Raw genomic sequence first — 21,147 nt, 5'->3', positions numbered from 1 at the left:
GCATGTCGCCCGCACAAGATTACTTGGCTGGACTGATTACAACCAAAAGGTCACCCGCGTCAACCTGCTGAGTGGCACCGATTGCGAGCCTGTCGATGACGCCGTCGACGGGTGCGGTGATAGCCGCTTCCATCTTCATCGCCTCGATGGATGCCACCGGTTCACCCGCACGAACGACCGCCCCCACCTCGACCTTCAGCGAGACGACACCCGAGAACGGAGCAGCCACCTGCCCCGGCTTGGACGTGTCTGCCTTCTCCACCTGGTGCGCATCGACAGCCACCGAGCGGTCCCGGATGAACACCGGCCGCAGCTGTCCGTTCAATGTGGTCATGACCGTGCGCATACCGCGGTCGTCTGCTTCGCCGATCGCCTCGAGACCGACGTAGAGCTGCACGCCGCGATCGATCTCCACCAGGTGCTCCTGGCCCTGCACGAGCCCGTACAGGTAGTCGCTGGTGTCGAGGACGGAGACATCGCCGAAGATCTCACGCAGCTGCGTGAACTCACTCGTCGGGCCCGGGAACAGCAGAGTGTTCAACCGCTCACGCCGTTCCTGGCTGCTGCCGGCCAGCGCCTTCTCATCATCCGCTGAGATCTCCGTGAATGCACTGCGCACCTCACGGCCTGCGAGCACCTTCGTGCGGAATGGCTCCGGCCACCCGCCAGGCAGATCACCGAGTTCGCCGGCCATGAAACTGACGACCGAATCCGGCACGTCGTACTTCTCGGGGTTCGCCTCGAAGTCCGCTGGATCGGCTCGCACCGCTGCGAGGTGCAGCGCGAGGTCGCCGACGACTTTCGACGACGGAGTGACCTTCGGCACACGGCCGAGAATGCGGTCCGCCGCGGCGTACATGTCCTCGATGAGCTCGAAGTCATCTGCCAGGCCCAGCGCCTTGGCCTGCTGACGCAGGTTCGACAGCTGTCCGCCCGGAATCTCGTGGTGGTAGACGCGCCCGGTGGGGCCGGGAAGGCCCGACTCGAACGGCGCGTACTGGTTGCGCACGGCTTCCCAATAGGGCTCGAGGTCCGACACGCCGGCCAGATCGAGACCGCTGTCGCGATCGGTGTGTTCCAGCGCCGCCACCAGTGACGAGAGCGAGGGCTGACTGGTCGTGCCCGACAGCGGCGCGGATGCCGCATCGACCGCATCGACGCCGGCATCACTTGCCGCCAGCAGAGTCGCCAGCTGGCCGCCAGGGGTGTCGTGGGTGTGCAGGTGCACGGGAAGGTCGAAGCGCTCACGCAGCGCCGTGACGAGCTTGGCAGCTGCGGCTGGACGCAGCAGGCCCGCCATGTCTTTGATCGCCAGGATATGCGCGCCGGCATCGACGATCTGCTCGGCGAGGCCGAGGTAGTAGTCGAGCGTGTACAGGTCTTCGGCGGGATTCAGCAGGTCCCCGGTGTAGCACAGCGCGACCTCGGCGACGGTTGTTCCTGTCGCCCGGACTGCGTCGATCGCCGGGCGCATCTGCTCGACGTCGTTGAGCGCATCGAAGATGCGGAAGATGTCGACGCCGCTCGCCGCCGCTTCGCTGACGAACGACTCGGTGACCGCCGCGGGATACGGGGTGTACCCGACGGTGTTGCGTCCGCGCAGGAGCATTTGGATGTTGATGTTCGGCAGCGCCGCACGCAGTTTGTCCAGCCGCTCCCAGGGGTCTTCCCCGAGGAAGCGCAGGGCGACGTCGTATGTGGCACCACCCCAGGCCTCCACCGACAGCAGCTCGGGTGTGAGACGTGCCAGGTACGGGGCCGCAGCGACGAGGTCACGTGTGCGCACTCGCGTCGCGAGCAGCGACTGGTGCGCGTCACGGAAGGTGGTGTCGGTGATCGCCAGAGCGCTCTGCTCGCGCAGACTCCGAGCGAAGCCCTCCGGTCCCAGCTCCAACAGACGCTGGCGTGATCCCGGGGCGGGCTGCGTGCTCAGGTCGAGAACAGGCAGCTTCGTCGCCGGGTCGGCTGCTCCCGGGTGCGCTCCGTTGGGCTTGTTGACGGTGACGTCGACGAGCCAGTTCAGCAGCTTGGTACCGCGGTCCTTCGACACCCGCCCCTGCAGCAGGTCGGGGCGCTCGTCGATGAACGACGTGCTGACATCGCCGGCGACGAACGCGTCATCGGCGAGCAGCGCCTGCAGGAACGGGATGTTCGTCGAGACGCCGCGGATGCGGAATTCTGCGAGGGCCCGGCGTGCGCGTCCCACCGCGGTCTCAAAATCACGGCCCCGGCAGGTGAGTTTGGACAGCATGGAGTCGAAGTGCGGGCTGATCTGGGCGCCCTGGTGCACCGTGCCACCATCCAGGCGGATGCCGGCGCCACCGGGCGAACGGTAGGTGGTGATCTTGCCGGTGTCCGGGCGGAATCCCTGCGTTGGATCTTCTGTGGTGATGCGGCACTGCAGCGCCGCGCCGCGCAGGTGGATGTCGCCTTGCTGGAGTCCGAGTTCGGCCAGCGTGGCACCCGCGGCAATTCGCATCTGGGTCTGCACGAGGTCGACATCGGTGACCTCTTCGGTGACCGTGTGCTCGACCTGGATGCGGGGGTTCATCTCGATGAAGACGACTTCACCGGTGCGCTCCCCTGCTGTCTCGAGCAGGAACTCCACTGTGCCAGCGTTCTCGTATCCGATCGATCGGGCGAAGGCGACGGCGTACCGGTGCATATCCTGACGGATCGTTTCGTCGAGGTTCGGGGCAGGAGCGATCTCCACCACCTTTTGGTGGCGCCGCTGCACCGAGCAGTCACGCTCGAACATGTGCACAGTCTCACCGGTTTTATCGGCGACGATCTGCACCTCGATGTGACGGGGGCGCACAACGGCCTGCTCCAGGAACATGCGCGCGTCACCGAAGGCGCTTTCCGCTTCGCGCATCGCCTCTGCCAGAGCGGGTGCGAGCTCACCTCGGCTTTCTACCCGACGCATTCCGCGACCACCACCGCCGGCGACGGCCTTGGCGAACAGCGGGAATCCGATGTCATCGGCTTGAGCGACTAACTCGTCGACATCGGCAGATGCTTCGGTAGAGCGCAGCACTGGCACACCGGCCTCTACCGCATGCCGTTTGGCTTCGACCTTGTTGCCCGCCATTTCCAGAACTGACGCAGGCGGCCCGATGAAGACGATGCCGTTGGCTGCCGCTTTCTCTGCGAGATCAGGATTCTCGGAGAGAAATCCGTATCCGGGGTAGATCGCGTCGGCGCCGGATTCTTGAGCAACTCGAATGATCTCGTCAACGTCGAGATACGCGCGAACAGGGTGTCCGCGTTCTCCGATCCGGTAGGCCTCATCAGCCTTCAACCGGTGCTGGGAACCGCGGTCTTCGTATGGGAAAACAGCAACAGTGCGCGCTCCCACCTCGACAGCAGCCCGGAACGCGCGAATGGCGATCTCACCACGGTTGGCCACAAGAATCTTCTGGAACATGCGCACCTCTGAGGGCTCGATATGCGGCATTTTCGACGCACATGGGGCGGGGCTGAGTGTTTTCCAAGCCTAGGGGACGGTAACGTGGTCTACGTGCACGTACTTAGCGTCAGCTCTCTCAAGGGAGGCGTCGGCAAAACGACCGTGACTCTCGGATTGGCCTCAGCGGCCTTCGCCCGAGGAGTCCGGACGCTCGTCGTTGACCTCGATCCACAGTCCGATGTGTCCACAGGGATGGACATTCAGATCGCCGGCCGGCTCAACATCGCCGACGTTCTGGCGAATCCGAAGGAGAAGACTGTCCGGCAGGCGATCACCTCCAGCGGCTGGGCGAAGGTTCACCCTGGAACGATCGATGTACTCATCGGCAGTCCTTCTGCCATCAACTTCGATGGCCCACACCCGAGCGTTCGCGACGTGTGGAAGCTCGAGGAAGCTCTGGCTTCGGTCGAGAGTGACTACGACCTCGTGCTGGTCGACTGCGCCCCGTCGCTGAATGCTCTGACCCGCACCGCGTGGGCGGCCAGTGACCGAGTGATGGTCGTCACAGAGCCCGGTCTCTTCTCCGTCGCAGCAGCCGATCGTGCGCTGCGCGCGATCGAAGAGATTCGCCGCGGTCTCTCCCCCCGTCTTCAGCCGCTGGGAATCGTCGTGAACCGCGTACGCCCGCAGTCGATCGAGCACCAGTTCCGCATCAAGGAACTGCGCGACATGTTCGGCCCGCTGGTGCTGTCACCGCAACTGCCGGAGCGTACGTCGCTTCAGCAGGCGCAGGGCGCCGCGAAGCCGCTGCACATCTGGCCCGGAGACTCCGCACAGGAGCTCGCTGCTGACTTCGACCTGCTGCTGGACCGCATTGTGCGCACGGGCCGGGTTCCGGTGCCGGAGAACGGCGCCCAGGCCTGATTCAGCGATACGAAAAACGCGCCCAGCATCGCTGAGCGCGTTTTTTATTTGCGCCGGTTATCGAGCCCGCTATCGAGTACGGCACCGGTACGACAGGGGCCTCGCGCCCCGAGGCTCCAGGCAGCGCGAAGCGGTGTCTGGAGTGGGCGTGGGGATCAGGCGGTGCGCTTCGCGCGGCGCGCCGAGAGGTCGTCGATGGGCTCAGGAGCCGTGGGCTCGAACTCGACAAGCGTTGACTCGACCTCGCGGAGTACCTTGCCGACGGCGATGCCGAAGACGCCCTGGCCGCGGCTGACAAGGTCGATGACCTCATCGTTCGACGTGCACAGGTAAACGGATGCACCGTCGCTCATGAGCGTGGTGCCGGCCAGGTCACGGATGCCGGCTGCACGAAGCTGATCAACGGCGATGCGGATCTGCTGCAGCGAGATGCCGGTGTCCAGGAGTCGCTTGACAAGCTTGAGCACGAGGATGTCGCGGAAGCCGTACATGCGCTGCGAACCGGAGCCACTGGCACCACGAACGGTCGGGATGACCAGTTCGGTGCGAGCCCAATAGTCCAGCTGGCGGTAGGTAATGCCGGCCGCGCGGGCAGCGACCGCACCGCGGTAACCAACCTCGTCGTCCATGGCTGGCAGCCCGTCGGTGAAGAGGAGTTCGGTCACGAACTGCGGGTCGCCTGTAAGCCCATCCGCTTTCATTTGAATTCCTCTCTGGAGTGCTTACCTCCACGCTAGAGCAGTGCCCCGGTACCGGCAATGACATCCGAGCCGGGGCGAAGGTGTGTCGCAATCAGTTCGTTACGAAAGCACTCGAGCGAGTGCTTCGCGCACGAAGATTGCCCGCACTTCGTCGATCTTGGTGGCAAGCTCTGGTGCCATCTCGCGGGCTTTTCCACGCGACGTGGCATCGGTTCGCCGAAGCAATGACGACAGCGACGACTCGATCAGCGCCACCTCACGCTCGGCGCTCTGACGGAGCGTGCGCAGGTGGCGAGGTTCGATTCCGTGACGGTCAAGAGCCACCAGGCCGCGCAGCAGCGTGACCGTGGACTCTGGGTAGGCTTCAGCGGCGGTGATGATCCCGGTGCTGATGGCATCGTTCAAGATCTGCGGACCTGCTCCCGCTGCGGACAGCAGCTCGTCCCGGCGATAGCGACGGGGGGCGGGAACGATCGATGGCGGCGGAGCGAGGGTTGCTGCTGCCTCACCGTTGGCCGCTGCCTCGTCGAGCTGATCACGGATGACGCTGAGCGGAAGATAATGGTCGCGCTGCAGAGTCAGTCCCAGCCGCAGGCGGTCAATATCCCCCTGTGAGAACTTGCGATAGCCGGAATCCGTACGAGACGGACTGACGATTCCCTGGACCTCGAGGAAGCGCAACTTGCTCGACGTCAGATCGGGAAACTCGGGCGTGAGTCGTGCAAGCACCTGACCGATACTGAGAAGCCCCGCGGACGCAGAGCGGTCGCGGGGATGAAGTGCCGCCATCAGTTCTGTGCCGCTGCGAGATCTGCGGGCGACGCAAAGAAGTTCAGTCGGAACTTGCCGACACGCAATTCGTATCCGTTCGACAGGATGCTGCGGTCGACGCGCTCACCGTTGGCGTAGGTGCCGTTGAGGGAACGCTGGTCGATGATCTCAAAGGCGCCACCGGATCGCGTGATCTCGGCATGCCGACGAGACACCGTCACGTCATCGAAGAAGATGTCTGCCTCGGGGTGGCGACCGATCGTGGTGACGTCGGTGTCCAGCAGGTAGCGGGCGCCAGCAAGTGCCCCCGAGCGAACGAGCAGCAGCGCGGCTCCAGCGGGGAGCGCGGCGATCGCCGTCTGCTCTACCTCGGTCAGATCTGCCCCGAAAGGCACGAAAGACAGATCGGAGTCGTGCCCGAACGTCTGTGTGGCGTCGTGCTTCTGTTCGCCGTCGCGGTGAATCGCCGCGTTCTGTGCCGATCGGCTTTCGTAATCTGTCACGGTGGCCCTCCTCGTGTCCAGACTAACTGATCTGCGACCGCCCTCGGGAGGGTCAATCTGTATCAGCGCTCGCATAGAGGCATTTCCTATGGTGAAGGTGTGCGCACACTCACTCTTCGACGCCCTCTGGTTCCGACAGCGCTTGCGGCAACTCTGCTGGCAGCGTTCGTTTTCCTCTTCGCGTGGCCGCAGTCCGCGGCCGCTCATGATGCCCTGATCGCCTCTGACCCGGCCGCAGACTCGACTATCGAGACGATGCCGGAAGAGCTCACCCTCACGTTCAGCGCTGCGCTGATCAGCGGTGAGGGAACGACGGCAATTAAGGTAGTGGATGCCGACGGCAACTCGGTCATCGATGGCGAGCCGACCGTCGACGGCGCAGTGGTGACTCAGCCCCTCCTGTCGGAGGCGGCAGCTGGCGAGTATCACGTGGAATGGCGTGTCCTCTCCAGTGATGGGCATCCCACCGACGGCGCGTTTGGCTTCACGACGACAACCAGCACGGTGCCCGATCCGATCGAGCCTTCCGCCACTCCGTCCGCAGAGCCATCAGCCGAGCCGTCAAGCGAGCCCTCTTCTGCGCCGAGCGCAGAAGAAAATGCAGAACCCACGCAAACCGCCGCCCCGGCGCCGGACGCGCAGGATGCGTCCCCCGCGACGGGATGGATCTGGACGATCTCCATCGTCGGCGTTCTGATCGCCGCAGGCGTCGTTGCCTGGCTGATCGTTCGCAGCAGGAAGAACGCTTCTCCAACCGGTTCAGACGCCCCCACAGAGCGATAGGCTTTAGACATGCCTCATTACGACGTCGTCATCCTTGGCGCGGGCCCCGGCGGTTACGTCGCGGCGGTCCGTAGCGCTCAGCTCGGTCTGAAGACCGCGATCATCGAAGAGAAGTACTGGGGCGGTGTCTGCCTGAACGTGGGCTGCATCCCTTCCAAGGCTCTTCTGAAGAACGCGGAGCTTGCTCACACCCTCAAGCACAAGGCCGACTTCTTCGGCATCTCCGGTGAATTCACCATCGACTTCGGCAAGGCATTCGACCGCTCACGCGAGGTTGCCAATGGCCGAGTCAAGGGCATCCACTTCCTGATGAAGAAGAACAAGGTGACCGAGTACGACGGTCGCGGCACCTTCACCGGCCCGAAGGCGATCTCGGTCGCGAAGGCCGACGGCACCACCGAAGAGGTCACGTTCGACAACGCGATCATCGCCACGGGCTCGAAGGTTCGCCTGCTTCCTGGCGTCGAACTCAGCGAGAACGTCGTCACGTATGAGGAGCAGATCCTCTCCCGCGAACTGCCGGAGTCGATCGTCATCGTCGGCGCCGGCGCCATCGGCATGGAGTTCGCCTACGTTCTGACGAACTACGGCGTGAAGGTCACGATCATCGAGTTCCTCGACCGCGCGCTTCCCAATGAGGATGCCGATGTGTCGAAGGAGATCGCCAAGCAGTACAAGAACTACGGTGTCGACATCCTCACCTCCACCAAGGTCGAGACGATCGTCGACAACGGCTCCTCCGTTACCGTCACCTACACCGGCAAGGACGGCAACCAGGCTTCCATCGACGCTGGCAAGGTGCTCATGTCGGTCGGCTTCGCCCCGAACATCGAGGGCTTCGGCCTCGACAAGACCGGCGTGAAGCTCACCGAGCGCGGCGCGATCGACATCGATGACTACATGAAGACGAACGTTGATGGCATCTATGCCATCGGCGACGTCACCGCCAAGCTTCAGCTCGCGCACGTCGCCGAGGCACAGGCCGTCGTCGCAGCCGAGACCATCGGAGGAGCTGAGACGCAGACGCTGGGCGATTACCGGATGATGCCGCGTGCAACGTTCTGCTCGCCGCAGGTCGCTTCCTTCGGTCTCACCGAGCAGCAGGCGAAGGACGAGGGACGCGAGATCAAGGTCGTGTCGTTCCCGTTCATGGCCAACGGCAAGGCACACGGGCTCGGCGAGCCTGTCGGCTTCGTCAAGATGATCGCGGACGCCGAGAACCTCGAGCTCATCGGTGCGCACATGATCGGCCCGGACGTCTCCGAGCTTCTCCCCGAGCTCACGCTCGCGCAGAAGTGGGACCTCACCGCTCTGGAGCTGGCGCGTAACGTGCACACGCACCCGACCCTGTCGGAGGCGCTGCAGGAGGGCTTCCACGGCCTCGCCGGCCACATGATCAACTTCTGATCCTTCGCAAAGGAGCCCGGCAGATTCTGCCGGGCTCCTTTGCGTCCACCTGCAGGGCGAATGCACGGATGTACGAGCACCCCACGGCGTGTCGCCCTGCGCCCGTACGATCGCCCTGCATGTGTGCGGGGCCCGAGCCGTCCTACAGGCCGCGCATCGTGATCATTCCGGCTGCCCGACTTCGCAGCAGCGGCGTACCGAGCGCCCTGATCACGGTGTTGCGGATGCCCACGCCCAGGCGCGGCGAGGGACGTCCCATCACCATATAAAAGGCGGACCTCCGCTGCGCGCGTACGGCAGCACGCTGGGCGCTGTGCTCGTACTCCCGAAAATCTGGTTGGCCCGTGCGCAATGATCGCTCGATTGCCGCCGCGACGTGGTGCGCGGCAATCCACCCGAGACTCATTCCCTGTCCGCCGATTGGACTGGTCTCATGTGCGGCGTCACCCACCAGCACTACTCTCCCCGCGGCAACTCGCTCCGCTCGATGCTGTCTCGCTTGAAACGCTGTGGGCTGCAGGCGGGCGGGCAACCGCAGCAGGATGCCGGTGCGCTCCCGAATCGCTTCTACGAACGACGCCGCATCGCCGAGGGTACGACGTGGATCTGCGGCGACCCAGCGCCTTCGATCCCCCGGAAGTGGAAACGATTCGACCAGCCCAGCGGGCTCACAGTACAGCTGGACGCGCGATCCAGTCAGCGTGTCCGGGATGTCCACCATTGCGTACGAACCGCGCCCCGGCCGCGCACGCCAGCCGATACCCTGCTGCTGGCGAATGCCGCTGCGCGCTCCGTCTGCAGCGACCACGAATGATGCCGAGGCCTCGCGCCGCTCCGCGTCCACATCCATCGATAGCCGGACGACACCCGCATCATCGAGGATGCCGACAACGTCGTGGCCACGATGCAGAGCACCGCTATGTAGCTGCTCCAACCGCTCTACCAGCAACGCGTGCGTGCGATGCTGCGGCAGAATCAGCACTCGTTGCTGCGCGTTGAAGGAGAGCGACGCGAGGATCCGGCCGTCACAGATCACCTCTCCCCCATCCAGTTCGAGTGCTTCACGACGCGCCTGTAATCCCAGACCCGCGGATTCCAGCACCGCGCGGCCAGGCGGGTGGATACCGATCGCGCGCGACCGATCATCAGTTCCCCTACGGCGTTCGTACACGCCCACATCGATCCCTGCTTGAGCGAGTAAGCACGCCAGCAGCAGACCGACCGGCCCCGCCCCGATGATCGCGACGTCGTGATCAGGCATGCGCAGCCTCCCATCGCAATTCCAGCCGCGCAGGAAAAGCCCGTCCCACCTGCCACGGCGATGGCACAACCGACGCGAGTTCGTCTGCGGTAAATGCCCGCCGGATGCTGGTGAGCCCATCAGCCCGAATGAACGAGCCTGCGAGCAGATTTTTCGCGAACGGCAGGGTTCCCGCAGCGAAGGCCCGGTAGGCGAACCTGCTGCGTTCGATGTCGCGATGGACCACGAGGCCTTCATTACTCACGAGGCGGGTCGAATCAGCGAGTGTCTCCTGCAGCTCCCGCTGGCTCAGATGATGAAGCAGGTGATTGGAGATCACGATGTCGAAGACCTCCCCGGCGCCGACCAGCTCCGTCGTATGCGCACACCGATACTCCACACCGCCGCCACGACTCTTCGCCCAGCGAATGGCTCTGGCATCGGCATCCAGCGCCACGACATCCACCGTCAGCCCGTCTCGCCGCGACCACCGGGCGATCGCCCGCGATACGTCCCCGCCACCGGCACCGACATCGAGAACTCTGACCGGCCCCTTCCGCGCGCGCGGGCGGATGTCCCGTCGGTACACCGTGCGCCAGCGCGACACCACGGCATTGACCAGCGCGAAGCGGTCATAGGTGCGCTCCAGCATTTGCGGATCCGCATGCGGATCATCCATCAGTTCGCGTGCATCCACCTCGCGAACCGCGAGATCACCCCGCACTGCGCCCGGGAGCGACGACGGTCATGAGCGCTGTCTCGGCGGTGAGGCCGGGGCCGAACGCCATCGCGGCGACGCGCTCCCCATCCCGCGTGCCGGCATCCTCCAAAATCCTCCGCAGCACGAACAGGACCGTCGCACTGGACATATTGCCGTACTGTCTGAGAACCTCGCGAGCGGGGTGAAGTTGCTGCTCCGAGAGACTCAGCCGTTCTTCGACGCGGTCCAGGATGCTGCGCCCGCCGGGGTGAATCGCCCAATGCGAGATCTGCTCGCCGATCGTGCCGTCCTCGAATGCCTGAGCGAGGGGAGCTTCTTCGCGGTACAGCGGCCGAAGAGCGTCGTGAATGTGCTCGCCGATGAGCTGCGGGACCGCCGTCGACAAGACCATCTCGAAGCCGTGATCCCCGATCGTCCACGCCATGTCTTTCTCCCCCTCGGGGATGATGCCGGTGTGAAACCGATCGAGCGCAAGGCCGGGCGCATCGGAATCGAATCTGCGCGCGGTGACGATCCCCGCAGCAGCACCATCGGCGAACAGCGAGGTGGCGACGATCATGTCCGGGTCATCCGAGGAGCGCAGATGCAGCGTGCACAGTTCGACGCTGACTACCAGCACCACAGCATCCGGACTGCCGGCGCAGATCTCGCTGGCCGCTCGAAGCGCGGGCATCGAGGCGTAGCAGCCCATGAATCCCAGATGATATCGCCGCGTGCTCCCACTCAACCCCAGGGCACGGACGATCTCATAGTCGGGGCCCGGCGCGTAGAAGCCGGTGCAGGAGACGGTGATCACGTGGGTGATATCGGCGGCGGTGATGTCGGCGGCGCCATCCAGAGCACGCCGCGCCGCTTCCACGTAGAGCCTGCCCGCTTCACGGATGTACACCTCGTTGCGCGCTTTCGTTCCCGGTTCGAGGAGAAGACCGGTGGTTCGATCGAAGAACTGCGGCGATTCGACCTCGGCAGTGAACGACAGCTCTTCGAGCACCGTGTACCGGGTGTCAATACCCGAACCGTTGAACGACGCAGACACGATCCGCTTCGCCAGCCGCCCGATATCGGGCTGTGCGGCGAAGACATCGCGAACCTCGTCCTGCACGAGCGGTGTATCGGGAACGATCGTCTGCAACGATCGGAGCACGGCCGGTCGGGTCATATCGTCACTCAAGCACGATAGAAGACCTGAGAAAAGGGGGTTGCGCAGCGCTGGCGGCTGTGCGGGTGCGGTTCAGACGCCGAGGGCGCGAGCGAGCTTGGATCCGGATGCCGCGTGCCGTCCGCCGGCAGCGAATATCGCCACCTCGACGGCGGCGAAGAACTCATCGCGACCCGCATCATCGGCGGGAGCTGCGGGTCCGAGTTCCATCTCCCACTCCCGCCATACGCGAGCGGTTCCCGACCGGAGATCCGTGGCGCGCACCTGATCGTCCACGAACTCCGCAACGACACCTGCCGGACCGGTGAACAGATAGGCCGTCCGGCTGTTCACGATGCGTGCCAATGGAGTGAGTGGCGCGGTCGTCCACCGCGCGAGCACGGCTGTGACAGCATCCGGGATCGTTTCATCGTCACCGAGCGGCCATCCCAGCTCCAGACGACCGTCGCCCTCGCGCGGCCCCTTGATGTGCCAGCCCTCATCAGGGCCGCCGGTGCGTCGCCGAAGCGCGACACCAGACTGCGACAGTGCGGCATCGTGGGTATCGAAGTAGCGGGCATCCAGCTCGCGCAGCTCACCGGAAGTGACAGCATCCACACCGGGGATCGCTCCCCAGACCGGCAACGGGGTCGACGTGTCGACGTCGTACTTGCGCTCGACCTCGAAACTGCGGGAGGCTCCGTCAGCCGATGGCTCAGTCGTCACTGGGCGTGATGTCGTCGCTGGACTCGACAAACCAGAAAGCTACCTCGGTGGGCCCGTCGCTCGTACCGGTGTTGATGGCATCGCCATTTCGTCGATAGATGATCTGCGTCGCACCATAGGGCGCGATCAGACTGTCCTGCTCGGCGTCGTCGAGAGGAAGAACCTGCCCGTCGAGCGGGCCACCGTGAAGTCGTGCGATTGCCATGTGCTCACCATAGTCCTGTGCCTGGGGATCGCGCTTATGCCACGGCGATACCCAGCACCGCGCCAATGATCATCCACGGGCCGAAGGCGATTCTGGTGGAACGATTCGCCCGCCGCAGCATCATGAGCACCAGCGCATAGAGAGCGCCCAGAACGAATGCGGATGCTGCGCCGATCGCGAGTGCCTGCCACCCGTGCCATCCCAGCAGCAGGCCGATAACCGCTGCGAGTTTCACATCGCCACCACCGATCCCTCCTGGACTTGCAGCACGCAGCACCAGATAGAAACCGCCGAGTATCAGCATCCCGATGAGTCCGCTGGTCAGTCTGATGGTGCTGTGCGTGGCCAGTGCGTCGATGCCGACCACGGCAAGCAGTGCGGCCAGGGTCGGCAGCACGATGCGATTCGGGAGCCGGTGCGTTCTGGCATCGATCACGATCAGCCAGACTCCGACTCCGGCGAGCGCGAGATGGGCGAGCACCACGATGATCTCGCGGAGCAACGTCGCAGAGGGCATAGCGGAAGGTTACGAGATCATCGGATGCCGCATGAACCCCCTGTGGATAACTCAGAGATCGATGATGTCGAGGTGGACCATGAGAGTGTCGCCCTCTTCAATCTGCTGTGCATCGCGAATCGCCTTCTTCAGCGGCAGCACGAATGCACCTTCGGAGAAGAAGATCGAGGTGCGCCAAGTCGAGGTGCCGATCCGCACCTGCACCCGGAGTGATCCGAACCCGCGCGGAGGGGCGGGCAGTTCGCGCAGTTCTCGCGAGAGCTCTTCGGGGAGCGTCGCAAAGTACCAGGCTTCCACCCGCTTCTCCCAGCGGGTGACCGGGCTGTCGAACTCGATCTGCATACGTCAACGGTAGCGCGAAAACGAATGTCTGATGTGCGAATTACGATCAACACACAGCTTGATTTATTCGTAAATATATTCGAGGATGGATGCATGGGCACAGCACTCTCCGCCCCTTCAGCTCTCCCCCGCGAGGGCAACACCTCCCGCGCTCAGGAGGTGCATCGACTGCGCAACGAGATCGCTCGCATGCAGCGGCGACGCAGTGATGTGCCCTTCCTTCCCCTTGATCCAGCTTTGGAGGGTCTTCTGCCCGATCCGGGATTGCGGGTCGGTTCTTCTTATTCGATTTCACCGTCGCCCAGCCTGCTGGGCGCGCTGCTTGCCCCACCCTCACAGAGGGGCTCCTGGTGTGCTGTCATCGGGATGCCGACGATCGGCGTAGAGGCAATGGCCGGATTCGGAATCGAATTGGAGCGTCTCATCCTGGTACCCGACCCTGGGCCGCGGTGGCTCACTGTTGCCACGGCGCTCTCCGAGGTGGTCCCTCTCATCGCGGTGCATCCGCGCAGCCGGGTCTCCGATGCCGACATCGCCCGGTTGAACGCACGTCTGAGAGATCGGGGATGCACTCTGCTGGTCACGGCACCCTGGCCGCAGAGCGAGGCGACGATCCGCGTTGAAGAGACTGAGTGGCACGGTCTGGGCTCTGGGTGGGGACTGCTCGCCGATCGCACCGTGACGTTGCGGGCGACGGGACGCCGACACGAGTCGGCAAGTCGCGTTCGAGTGCGCATGCCCACTTCTCTCGGGCGGGTGGATGCCGAGGCGACACCCCTGCGCGCCGTGGCATCGTTGCCGACTCCGGCAACTGCCGTCACAGACACCGGCACCTGGGCGGTGGCCGGATGATGCCCCCACGCCATCTGGTGCTGTGGCTGCCAGACTGGCCGGTGCGAGCGGCGTTGGGAGCACCACCCGCAGAGGAGCCCGTTGCGATCTTGCAGGCGAACATCGTTATCGCCTGCTCTGCAGCGGCCCGGGCTCAGGGAGTACGCCGTGGTCAGCGGCGGCGGCTCGCCCAGTCGCGCTCCCCTGCCCTGCAGCTGATTCCTGCCGACCCGCGTCGAGACGAGCGGGCCTTCCTGCCCGTGCTGCGTCTCCTCGAAGAGCTGGTTCCCGGCGTGCAACCCCTGCGACCTGGGCTCGCCGCTCTTCGTTCCCGCGGGGCCGCTCGCTATTACGGCGGAGAAGAGCAAGCAGCACTACAGCTCATCGGCGCTCTCACCGATCATGGCTATCCCGGCGCCCGAGCGGCCATCGCCGATGGCCTGTTCACCGCTGAGCAGGCAGCACGCCTGGCCGCCCCTGCGCTCGTTGTCGCCTCCGGCGGATCACAGGAGTTCCTCGCCCCGCTTCCCGTGCAGGCGCTGGGAGATGACGAGGTCACCGCCCTGTTGCAGCGACTCGGCATCCGCACTCTCGCTGAGTTCGCAGCCCTCCGCGAAGGCGACATCCGAGACCGGCTGGGTGAGCGCGGCGCGCGCTTGCATGCTCTGGCCTCGGGCGCCGATTCGCGCCCGCTCACACCCCAGCATCCTGAGCCTGAGCTCGCACGAGAAGTCGTCTTCGAAACTCCACTGGAGCACGCAGACCAAGTCGCTTTCGCGGTACGACAGACCGCGGATGCCGTCACCGCTGCTCTCGCCGACCTCTCCCAGGTGTGCACCGAAGTGCGTATCGATCTGACCGATGATGACGGCGTGATTTCATCACGCGTCTGGATGCATCCGACCTCCTTCGAGGCGAGCGATCTGGTTGACCGGGTGCGTTGGCAGCTCGAGGGAATTCGGCCGCAGGAGTCATCCGCTGAGCGCACCGGTGCCGGTATCAGCGAGGTGCGCATCGTGCCGACCAGAGTCGATGACAGCGCGCACCACCAGCCGGGCCTGTTCGGGCAGGGCCCGCAGCAGCGTTTGCACCATGCGGTCTCTCGCGTGCAGGCGATGCTCGGACATCGTGGGGTGGTCACCCCGGTCGTGATCGGCGGCAGAAGCCTCGCCGATCGGCAGTTGCTTCAGCCTTGGGGCGATCGGGTACCACCGGAGCGCGATGCGAATCTTCCCTGGCCAGGCAGTCTGCCACCGCCGTACCCCTCGGAGGTGTTCGTGCCACCCCGCCCTGCCCAGGTGGTCGGAGCAGATGGCCTCCCCCCGATCGTGGACGCGCGCGGGGTGCTCTCTGCGCCTCCGGCCTGGATCGAGCAGGCTCCGGTGCTGAGTTGGGCTGGCCCATGGCCGCTGCGTGAGCGCGCCTGGGACACCCACCGTGCTCGTCTAGCTCAACGCTTTCAGATCGTGGACGAATCGCAGCGCGCCTGGCTTGTCCTGTTCGAGAACGATGCGTGGTGGGTCGAAGGGCGGTACCACTGATGGGCTTCTACAACCCGCCGATGTCGTGGAAAGAGCTCGAGAAGACACTCAGTGCTCCGACAGCTCCCGCCTCCCCGACCATGACAGAGCCCGCACGCCACCCCGACCCTGGTCCGACTAGCCGACGGCGAAAGGCTGACCCTCCCCCGAAGATCGTCCGACCGACCGAAGCGGTCCCGTACGCGGAATTGCACGCGCATTCCTCCTTCTCGTTTCTCGACGGGGCATCCTCACCGGAGGATCTGCTCGCCGAGGCAGAACGGCTCGGCCTGACTGCTCTTGCCATCACCGACCATGACGGCTTCTACGGTGCCGCCCGTTTCGCCGAGGCAGCCGATGTCAGCGGCGCCCAGGTGCAAACGATCTTCGGTGCCGAACTGTCGCTGGGGTTGCCCGGGCCGCAGAACGGCGTTCCCGATCCGGTCGGTGAGCACCTTCTCGTGCTCGCCCGCGGTTTGGAGGGCTATCACCGGTTGTCCGGTGCTATCACCAGGGCACAGCTGCGCGGCGGCGAGAAGGGGCGACCGGTCTACGATCTGGACGACCTCGCCGCGAGCGCGGGCGAAGACTGGACGATCCTCACCGGCTGCCGAAAGGGCGGCGTGCGGCAGGGACTGGCACGCGGAGATGCCGCCACACCGCTTCGCCGGCTGGTTGATGTCTTCGGACAGGATCAGGTCGTCGTCGAGCTCATGAATCACGGCGACCCGATGGATGATCGACGAAACAGCGCCCTGGCCGATCTGGCATCCACCCATCGGCTCCCCGTCGTGGCAACCAACAATGTGCACTATGCGGCGCCTGCTCGTGCTCGTCTCGCCGAAGCTGTCGCGGCGGTCCGTGCGACCCGGGGGATGGATGAGCTCGACGGCTGGCTTCCTGCGCACGGCTCAGCGCATCTGCGCAGCGGAGCGGAGATGACCGCTCGATTCCAGCGTTACCCCGGGGCGATCTCACAGGGACTCCGCATCGCAGCCGAGTCGGCTTTTCCGCTGCGGCGCGCTCGCCCCGCGCTCCCTCGCCAAGAGGTGCCGGAAGGGCACACGCCGATGAGTCACCTCCGCGCACTGGTCTGGGCTGCTGTTCCCGAGGTGTACCCGCGGTTGGATGACGAAGGCCGCGCGCGCATCGAGCGGGAGCTGAACGTGATCGAAGAGAAGGACTTCCCGGGTTACTTCCTCATTGTGCACGGCATCGTCACCGAGGCGAAGCGCCGTGGCATCCTCTGTCAGGGTCGAGGCTCCGCCGCGGCGAGCGCCGTCTGCTATCTGCTGGGCATCACCGCTGTCGACCCGATCCTCTACCGTCTTCCTTTCGAACGCTTCCTCGCCACCACCCGCGAGGAAGAACCCGACATCGACGTGGATTTCGATTCGGATCGGCGCGAGGAGATCATCCAGTGGGTCTATGCGAAATATGGGCGCGAGCGCGCAGCGCAGGTGGCGAATGTCATCCAGTATCGGCCGAAGAACGCGGTGCGCGATATGGCCCGGGCTCTCGGTCATGCTCCCGGCCAGCAGGATGCCTGGTCGAAACAGGTCGACGGGTGGGGTGCGAGCCTGTCCCCCGTCGACGGCCATGACATTCCCGGCACGGTGCTGGAGTATGCCGGAGAACTGCTGAAGGCTCCTCGCCATCTGGGCATCCACTCCGGCGGGATGGTCCTCACCGCTCGCCCGGTCGGTGAAGTGGTACCGGTGGAGCACGCCCGCATGGAGAACCGCACGGTCATCCAGTGGGACAAAGACGACGCCGCCTGGATGGGACTGGTGAAATTCGACCTGCTCGGACTGGGCATGCTCGCAGCTCTCCAGCACTGCTTCGATCTCATCGCTTCCTCCACCGGTGAGCGGTGGACGCTGCAGACGCTGCCCAAAGAAGAAGCGGCGGTGTACGACATGCTCTGCCGTGCCGATTCGATCGGTGTGTTCCAGGTGGAATCCCGTGCACAGATCGGACTCCTCCCGCGGTTGCAGCCACGCCGCTTCTACGATCTCGTGATCCAGATCGCTCTCATCCGCCCTGGCCCCATCCAAGGCGGAGCGGTGCACCCGTTCGTTCGCCGCAAGCTCGGCCAGGAGAAGGTCACATACGCGCATCCGTCATTGGAGCCGATCCTGGAGCGCACCCTGGGGATCCCCATCTTTCAGGAGCAGCTCATCCAGATGGCGACCGTGCTGGGCGATTGCACGGCCGATGAGGCCGATCTGCTGCGTCGGGCGATGGGCTCCAAACGCGGTCAGGAGAAGATCGAACGAATCGAGAAGAGGCTCTACGCCGGGATGGCCGCACGGGGGATTCCGGATGCTACGGCCGATCAGATCTACGCACAGATTCAGGCATTCGCACACTTCGGTTTCGCGGAATCACACTCGCTGTCCTTCGCGTTGCTGGTCTATGCCAGCTCGTGGGTGAAACTGCACTACCCCGCGGCGTTCCTTGCCGGTCTTCTGCGTTCCCAGCCGATGGGGTTCTACTCTGCGGCGACGCTCACCGCAGATGCCCGCCGGCATGGCGTCGAGGTGCGCCGCCCTGACCTGCACGCCTCCGGCGCGGCGGCGGCGTTGGAGCACGCGGACGACTCTCCGGTTCCCTCCGGTGTGAAGACCTGTCTTCTTCCAGAGCACCCTCCCGCCGAGGAATTCAGCCGAACAGCCCCCGATGAGTCTGCGGCGCATCGGCGCGATGCCGCCTTCGCTGTGCGGCTGGGGCTGTCAGATGTGCGCGGCATCGGCATGCCGATGGCCGAGCGCATCGTCGCTGAGAGGGCGGCGAACGGCCCGTTCCAGGATCTGAATGATCTGGTGCGCCGCACGGACGCCACGGCCGCTCAGTTGGAAGCCCTGGCCACTGCTGGGGCATTCGAGTGCCTGGGGATGAGTCGCCGCGAGGCTATCTGGCTCTCCGGTGCCGCCGCCGAGGATCGTGCCCGGTTCTTGCCCGGCACGACTGTATCGGTGCAGCTTCCGCTGTTCACCGATCAGACGAGCTACGAACAACTCGCGGCTGATCTTTCCGCCACTGGCGTCTCAACCGACGATCATCCGATGGCCCACTTCCGCTCGGCGCTGAACGAACGCGGTGTACTCACCGCCGCGGGGCTGCAAATGCATGAGGTGGGCCGCCGCATCGAAGTCGCCGGACTCGTCACTCACCGGCAACGTCCGGCGACAGCATCCGGTGTCACATTCCTCAATCTCGAGGATGAGCATGGTCTCGTCAATGTGGTCTGTTCCACTGGGGTCTGGAGCCGCTACCGACGGGTTGCTCGTGATTCCCCCGCCCTCATCGTGCGCGGCATCCTGGAACGTTCCCCGGAGGGCGTCATCAACGTTCTCGCGGATGCGTTCCAGGATCTGCGCACCGGGATCGAACATCGCTCCCGTGATTTCCGCTGACGCCGGTCGATACGTTCGGAGCATGATGCGACTCTCCGCGGCACTCGAAAGACCAGGCGCCACCGTTCGCTATGTCGACAGCGGTGGGACCGGTCGACCCGTCGTCTTCACGCATGGCGCTGGCGTTGATCACGCCATGTTCGATGCCCAGTTCCGTGCGGTCCGCGATGCCGGATACCGCGCAGTCAACTGGGATCTGCGCGGCCATGGCGAGTCACCGCTGGATGAGGACACGCGTTTTATCGCACAGGATGCGATTGATGATCTCGCCGGCCTCATCGAACATTTGGGGTTGCGCCGCCCCGTTCTCATCGGACACTCTCTCGGCGGCAATCTTGTGCAGGCACTCGTGCGCAGCAAGCCCGATGCGGCAACAGGACTCATCGTCATCGACTCTGCATGGAACGCCGGCCCGCTCACGCGCGCCGAGCGCTTCGGGCTTCGCATTGCCGCGCCGTCGCTGGCGATGATTCCCGCTTCTCGATTGCCGGGGCTCATGGCGAAAGCATCCGCCAGCACGCCAGGCGCGATCGACTACGCCCAGCGGTGCTTCGCCCGCATATCAAAACGGGTTTTCCTCGATGTCTGGCGAGCTACCGTGTCACTCGTCACTCCCGATGCGAGCTACCGTTCGCCGGTGCCGCTGACCCTGATTCGTGGTGCAGATGATCAGACCGGTAACATTGCCACGGCGATGTCGGAGTGGGCAAGGGTCGAAGCAATAGTCGAGCACGTGATTCCCCGCGCCGGCCACATCGCACCATTGGATGCGCCGGATGCTGTATCCGTGGTAATCCTCAGGGCCCTAGACGCCACCGACGCCGACACCTACGCGGGCTGATTCTCACCAGAATCGCGGTTCCTCGGGTTCGGGCACGCGGTCGGCACCGCCCCAGCGCAACGCCTCACCCGTCGCAGCAGCTGCCGCAGCGTCCGCTCCGCGCAGCGCGATTTCAGCCTCTGCCGAATTGGCGCCGATCGGGTCGACCAGGAGCGTCGTACTGACACCGGAGCGGGTGGACGCAACGGTGCACTCCAGCACGCGGCCCGTCCAGGTGACCGCTTCACTGCCGTGCCGGGTGCTTTGCTGGTACCGAATCCTCGTCTCCAGGTCGGTCACCGCGATCACGACCGCAATACCCGTGTCGTCCAGGCGCTCGACCACCTCGACGCGATGCGCTTGCGGGATCGGCGCCGACACCGCAATCACAATCGTCCTGTCCATAGCTACAGCTTATGAACCCCACCCGGCGAAGCAAGTGGCACTTCCGATGTCTCCCCGCTGAACTCCAGACACCTGCCGTTACGCTGGAGACCATGGATGCCGGAGCCGAAAACCTTAATGCGATCGCTGCCTGGGCAGTCTCCCTTATGGAGACGCTCGGTGGAGTCGGCGCTGGCGTCGCCATCGCCGCCGAGAACCTGTTCCCGCCGCTTCCGAGTGAGATCATCCTGCCCCTGGCCGGATTCGCCGCCGCGCAGGGAACGCTCGGACTGATCGAAGTGTTGATCTGGACGACGATCGGATCCGTGGTCGGGGCGCTGGCTCTGTACGGCATCGGCGCGTGGCTCGGCCGGCGACGGATGTACGCGATCGCACAGCGGATGCCGTTGATCAAGGTCGAGGACGTCGAACGCACGGAGGCGTGGTTCGACCGGCACGGTTCGAAGGCGGTGTTCTTCGGGCGGATGATCCCGATCTTCCGCAGCCTGATCTCCATTCCGGCGGGCATCGAACGGATGCCGCTGCTGCGGTTCACTCTTCTCACCACTGCCGGCAGCGCCATCTGGAACACGATCTTCGTCCTCGCCGGTTTCTACCTGGGCGCGAACTGGCACGTCGTCGAGGAATACGCCGGTGTTTTCCAGAAAATCGTCATCGCCGTCGTCGTCATCGCCGTCGTGACGTGGATCATCATTCGTATCCGGCAGGTGCGACGGAAGCGTCTCGCCGTCGATTGACCGCGGCGTCGACGCACGCCCAACGGTC

The 21,147-nt window shown here is 64.8% G+C and carries 20 protein-coding genes; 8 read left to right on the top strand and 12 right to left on the bottom strand.

Annotation, left to right across the window (positions count from 1 at the left end):
• Window positions 1-19: 19 nt before the first annotated feature.
• Window positions 20-3,427, bottom strand: coding sequence for a pyruvate carboxylase (locus ACSU1L_RS00315; protein WP_439254217.1), 3,408 nt, complete (start codon window positions 3,425-3,427; stop codon window positions 20-22).
• A 93-nt stretch (window positions 3,428-3,520) separates the two neighbouring features.
• On the opposite strand from ACSU1L_RS00315, the gene ACSU1L_RS00310 reads away from it, so the two are divergent.
• A complete protein-coding gene (locus ACSU1L_RS00310; protein ID WP_439254216.1) occupies window positions 3,521-4,333 on the top strand; it encodes a ParA family protein in 813 nt (270 codons plus the stop codon).
• Window positions 4,334-4,488: 155 nt separating this feature from the next.
• Here the strand turns inward: ACSU1L_RS00310 and ACSU1L_RS00305 are convergent, their stop codons facing one another.
• From ACSU1L_RS00305 to ACSU1L_RS00295, 3 genes are all read right to left on the bottom strand, one after another.
• Window positions 4,489-5,034 carry a MerR family transcriptional regulator gene (locus tag ACSU1L_RS00305; protein WP_438255317.1) on the bottom strand — a complete coding sequence of 182 codons (546 nt, stop codon included), beginning with the start codon at window positions 5,032-5,034 and terminating at the stop codon, window positions 4,489-4,491.
• A 99-nt stretch (window positions 5,035-5,133) separates the two neighbouring features.
• Complete coding sequence (ftsR, locus tag ACSU1L_RS00300) at window positions 5,134-5,823, bottom strand: transcriptional regulator FtsR (protein WP_439254215.1); 690 nt, start codon at window positions 5,821-5,823, stop codon at window positions 5,134-5,136.
• The gene (locus ACSU1L_RS00295; protein WP_439254214.1) at window positions 5,823-6,308 is read right to left on the bottom strand and encodes an FHA domain-containing protein; all 486 of its coding nucleotides are present in this window, start codon (window positions 6,306-6,308) and stop codon (window positions 5,823-5,825) included. Before ACSU1L_RS00295 ends, ftsR begins: the two co-directional genes overlap by 1 nt.
• Before the next feature lie 99 nt (window positions 6,309-6,407).
• Between ACSU1L_RS00295 and ACSU1L_RS00290 the strand changes: the two genes are divergently transcribed.
• On the top strand, window positions 6,408-7,091 hold the full coding sequence (locus ACSU1L_RS00290; RefSeq protein WP_439254212.1) for a copper resistance CopC family protein: 684 nt from the start codon (window positions 6,408-6,410) through the stop codon (window positions 7,089-7,091).
• A 9-nt stretch (window positions 7,092-7,100) separates the two neighbouring features.
• Window positions 7,101-8,498: a dihydrolipoyl dehydrogenase gene (gene lpdA, locus ACSU1L_RS00285; RefSeq protein WP_439254211.1), complete on the top strand. Its 1,398-nt coding sequence runs from the start codon at window positions 7,101-7,103 to the stop codon at window positions 8,496-8,498.
• Window positions 8,499-8,640: 142 nt separating this feature from the next.
• On the opposite strand, the gene ACSU1L_RS00280 is transcribed toward lpdA, so the two are convergent.
• The 7 genes from ACSU1L_RS00280 to ACSU1L_RS00250 all read right to left on the bottom strand — a co-directional run bounded on the left by ACSU1L_RS00280 (window position 8,641) and on the right by ACSU1L_RS00250 (window position 13,387).
• Window positions 8,641-9,759 carry an FAD-dependent oxidoreductase gene (locus ACSU1L_RS00280; protein WP_439254210.1) on the bottom strand — a complete coding sequence of 373 codons (1,119 nt, stop codon included), beginning with the start codon at window positions 9,757-9,759 and terminating at the stop codon, window positions 8,641-8,643.
• On the bottom strand, window positions 9,752-10,435 hold the full coding sequence (locus ACSU1L_RS00275) for a methyltransferase domain-containing protein (RefSeq protein ID WP_439254209.1): 684 nt from the start codon (window positions 10,433-10,435) through the stop codon (window positions 9,752-9,754). Before ACSU1L_RS00275 ends, ACSU1L_RS00280 begins: the two co-directional genes overlap by 8 nt.
• A gap of 16 nt (window positions 10,436-10,451) precedes the next feature.
• Window positions 10,452-11,618: a type III polyketide synthase gene (locus tag ACSU1L_RS00270; RefSeq protein WP_438255310.1), complete on the bottom strand. Its 1,167-nt coding sequence runs from the start codon at window positions 11,616-11,618 to the stop codon at window positions 10,452-10,454.
• Window positions 11,619-11,690: 72 nt separating this feature from the next.
• Window positions 11,691-12,323, bottom strand: a complete 633-nt coding sequence (locus tag ACSU1L_RS00265; protein WP_439254208.1) for a CYTH domain-containing protein — start codon at window positions 12,321-12,323, stop codon at window positions 11,691-11,693.
• Window positions 12,313-12,528 (bottom strand): response regulator, encoded by a 216-nt coding sequence (locus ACSU1L_RS00260; protein WP_438255308.1) that lies wholly within the window; start codon window positions 12,526-12,528, stop codon window positions 12,313-12,315. Before ACSU1L_RS00260 ends, ACSU1L_RS00265 begins: the two co-directional genes overlap by 11 nt.
• 34 nt (window positions 12,529-12,562) lie before the next feature.
• Window positions 12,563-13,045: a prepilin peptidase gene (locus tag ACSU1L_RS00255; protein ID WP_439254207.1), complete on the bottom strand. Its 483-nt coding sequence runs from the start codon at window positions 13,043-13,045 to the stop codon at window positions 12,563-12,565.
• Window positions 13,046-13,096: 51 nt separating this feature from the next.
• Entirely contained in the window at window positions 13,097-13,387 is a 291-nt protein-coding gene (locus tag ACSU1L_RS00250; protein WP_439254206.1) for a DUF1905 domain-containing protein, read from the bottom strand.
• A 93-nt stretch (window positions 13,388-13,480) separates the two neighbouring features.
• Here ACSU1L_RS00250 and ACSU1L_RS00245 point away from each other — a divergent pair, with 93 nt between their 5' ends.
• The 4 genes from ACSU1L_RS00245 to ACSU1L_RS00230 are packed head-to-tail and all read left to right on the top strand — an operon-like array spanning window position 13,481 to window position 19,998.
• Window positions 13,481-14,239, top strand: a complete 759-nt coding sequence (locus ACSU1L_RS00245) for a hypothetical protein (protein ID WP_439254205.1) — start codon at window positions 13,481-13,483, stop codon at window positions 14,237-14,239.
• Window positions 14,236-15,759 (top strand): DNA polymerase Y family protein, encoded by a 1,524-nt coding sequence (locus tag ACSU1L_RS00240; protein ID WP_439254203.1) that lies wholly within the window; start codon window positions 14,236-14,238, stop codon window positions 15,757-15,759. Before ACSU1L_RS00245 ends, ACSU1L_RS00240 begins: the two co-directional genes overlap by 4 nt.
• Window positions 15,759-19,157 carry an error-prone DNA polymerase gene (locus ACSU1L_RS00235; RefSeq protein ID WP_439255023.1) on the top strand — a complete coding sequence of 1,133 codons (3,399 nt, stop codon included), beginning with the start codon at window positions 15,759-15,761 and terminating at the stop codon, window positions 19,155-19,157. Before ACSU1L_RS00240 ends, ACSU1L_RS00235 begins: the two co-directional genes overlap by 1 nt.
• A 22-nt stretch (window positions 19,158-19,179) precedes the next feature.
• Window positions 19,180-19,998, top strand: a complete 819-nt coding sequence (locus ACSU1L_RS00230) for an alpha/beta fold hydrolase (RefSeq protein WP_439254201.1) — start codon at window positions 19,180-19,182, stop codon at window positions 19,996-19,998.
• A 3-nt stretch (window positions 19,999-20,001) separates the two neighbouring features.
• On the opposite strand, the gene ACSU1L_RS00225 is transcribed toward ACSU1L_RS00230, so the two are convergent.
• Entirely contained in the window at window positions 20,002-20,382 is a 381-nt protein-coding gene (locus ACSU1L_RS00225; RefSeq protein WP_438255299.1) for a hypothetical protein, read from the bottom strand.
• A 92-nt stretch (window positions 20,383-20,474) separates the two neighbouring features.
• Here ACSU1L_RS00225 and ACSU1L_RS00220 point away from each other — a divergent pair, with 92 nt between their 5' ends.
• A complete protein-coding gene (locus tag ACSU1L_RS00220) occupies window positions 20,475-21,119 on the top strand; it encodes a DedA family protein (protein ID WP_438255298.1) in 645 nt (214 codons plus the stop codon).
• Window positions 21,120-21,147: the final 28 nt, after the last annotated feature.

The sequence above is a fragment of the Microbacterium sp. A94 genome (assembly GCF_051842855.1).
In the GTDB taxonomy this organism is placed as follows: Bacteria; Actinomycetota; Actinomycetes; order Actinomycetales; family Microbacteriaceae; genus Microbacterium.
Note: the sequence above shows the minus strand (reverse complement) of the source record. Positions and strands in the feature narration are given on the sequence as shown.

Bases quoted from the DNA above. Each gene is read 5' to 3' on its own strand.
- ACSU1L_RS00315 (WP_439254217.1), bottom strand. From the start codon at position 3,427: ATGTTCCAGAAGATTCTTGTGGCCAACCGTGGTGAGATCGCCATTCGC.
- ACSU1L_RS00305 (WP_438255317.1), bottom strand. From the start codon at position 5,034: ATGAAAGCGGATGGGCTTACAGGCGACCCGCAGTTCGTGACCGAACTC.
- ftsR (WP_439254215.1), bottom strand. From the start codon at position 5,823: ATGGCGGCACTTCATCCCCGCGACCGCTCTGCGTCCGCGGGGCTTCTC.
- lpdA (WP_439254211.1), top strand. From the start codon at position 7,101: ATGCCTCATTACGACGTCGTCATCCTTGGCGCGGGCCCCGGCGGTTAC.
- ACSU1L_RS00280 (WP_439254210.1), bottom strand. From the start codon at position 9,759: ATGCCTGATCACGACGTCGCGATCATCGGGGCGGGGCCGGTCGGTCTG.
- ACSU1L_RS00270 (WP_438255310.1), bottom strand. From the start codon at position 11,618: ATGACCCGACCGGCCGTGCTCCGATCGTTGCAGACGATCGTTCCCGAT.
- ACSU1L_RS00260 (WP_438255308.1), bottom strand. From the start codon at position 12,528: ATGGCAATCGCACGACTTCACGGTGGCCCGCTCGACGGGCAGGTTCTT.
- ACSU1L_RS00255 (WP_439254207.1), bottom strand. From the start codon at position 13,045: ATGCCCTCTGCGACGTTGCTCCGCGAGATCATCGTGGTGCTCGCCCAT.
- ACSU1L_RS00250 (WP_439254206.1), bottom strand. From the start codon at position 13,387: ATGCAGATCGAGTTCGACAGCCCGGTCACCCGCTGGGAGAAGCGGGTG.
- ACSU1L_RS00245 (WP_439254205.1), top strand. From the start codon at position 13,481: ATGGGCACAGCACTCTCCGCCCCTTCAGCTCTCCCCCGCGAGGGCAAC.
- ACSU1L_RS00240 (WP_439254203.1), top strand. From the start codon at position 14,236: ATGATGCCCCCACGCCATCTGGTGCTGTGGCTGCCAGACTGGCCGGTG.
- ACSU1L_RS00235 (WP_439255023.1), top strand. From the start codon at position 15,759: ATGGGCTTCTACAACCCGCCGATGTCGTGGAAAGAGCTCGAGAAGACA.
- ACSU1L_RS00230 (WP_439254201.1), top strand. From the start codon at position 19,180: ATGATGCGACTCTCCGCGGCACTCGAAAGACCAGGCGCCACCGTTCGC.
- ACSU1L_RS00225 (WP_438255299.1), bottom strand. From the start codon at position 20,382: ATGGACAGGACGATTGTGATTGCGGTGTCGGCGCCGATCCCGCAAGCG.
- ACSU1L_RS00220 (WP_438255298.1), top strand. From the start codon at position 20,475: ATGGATGCCGGAGCCGAAAACCTTAATGCGATCGCTGCCTGGGCAGTC.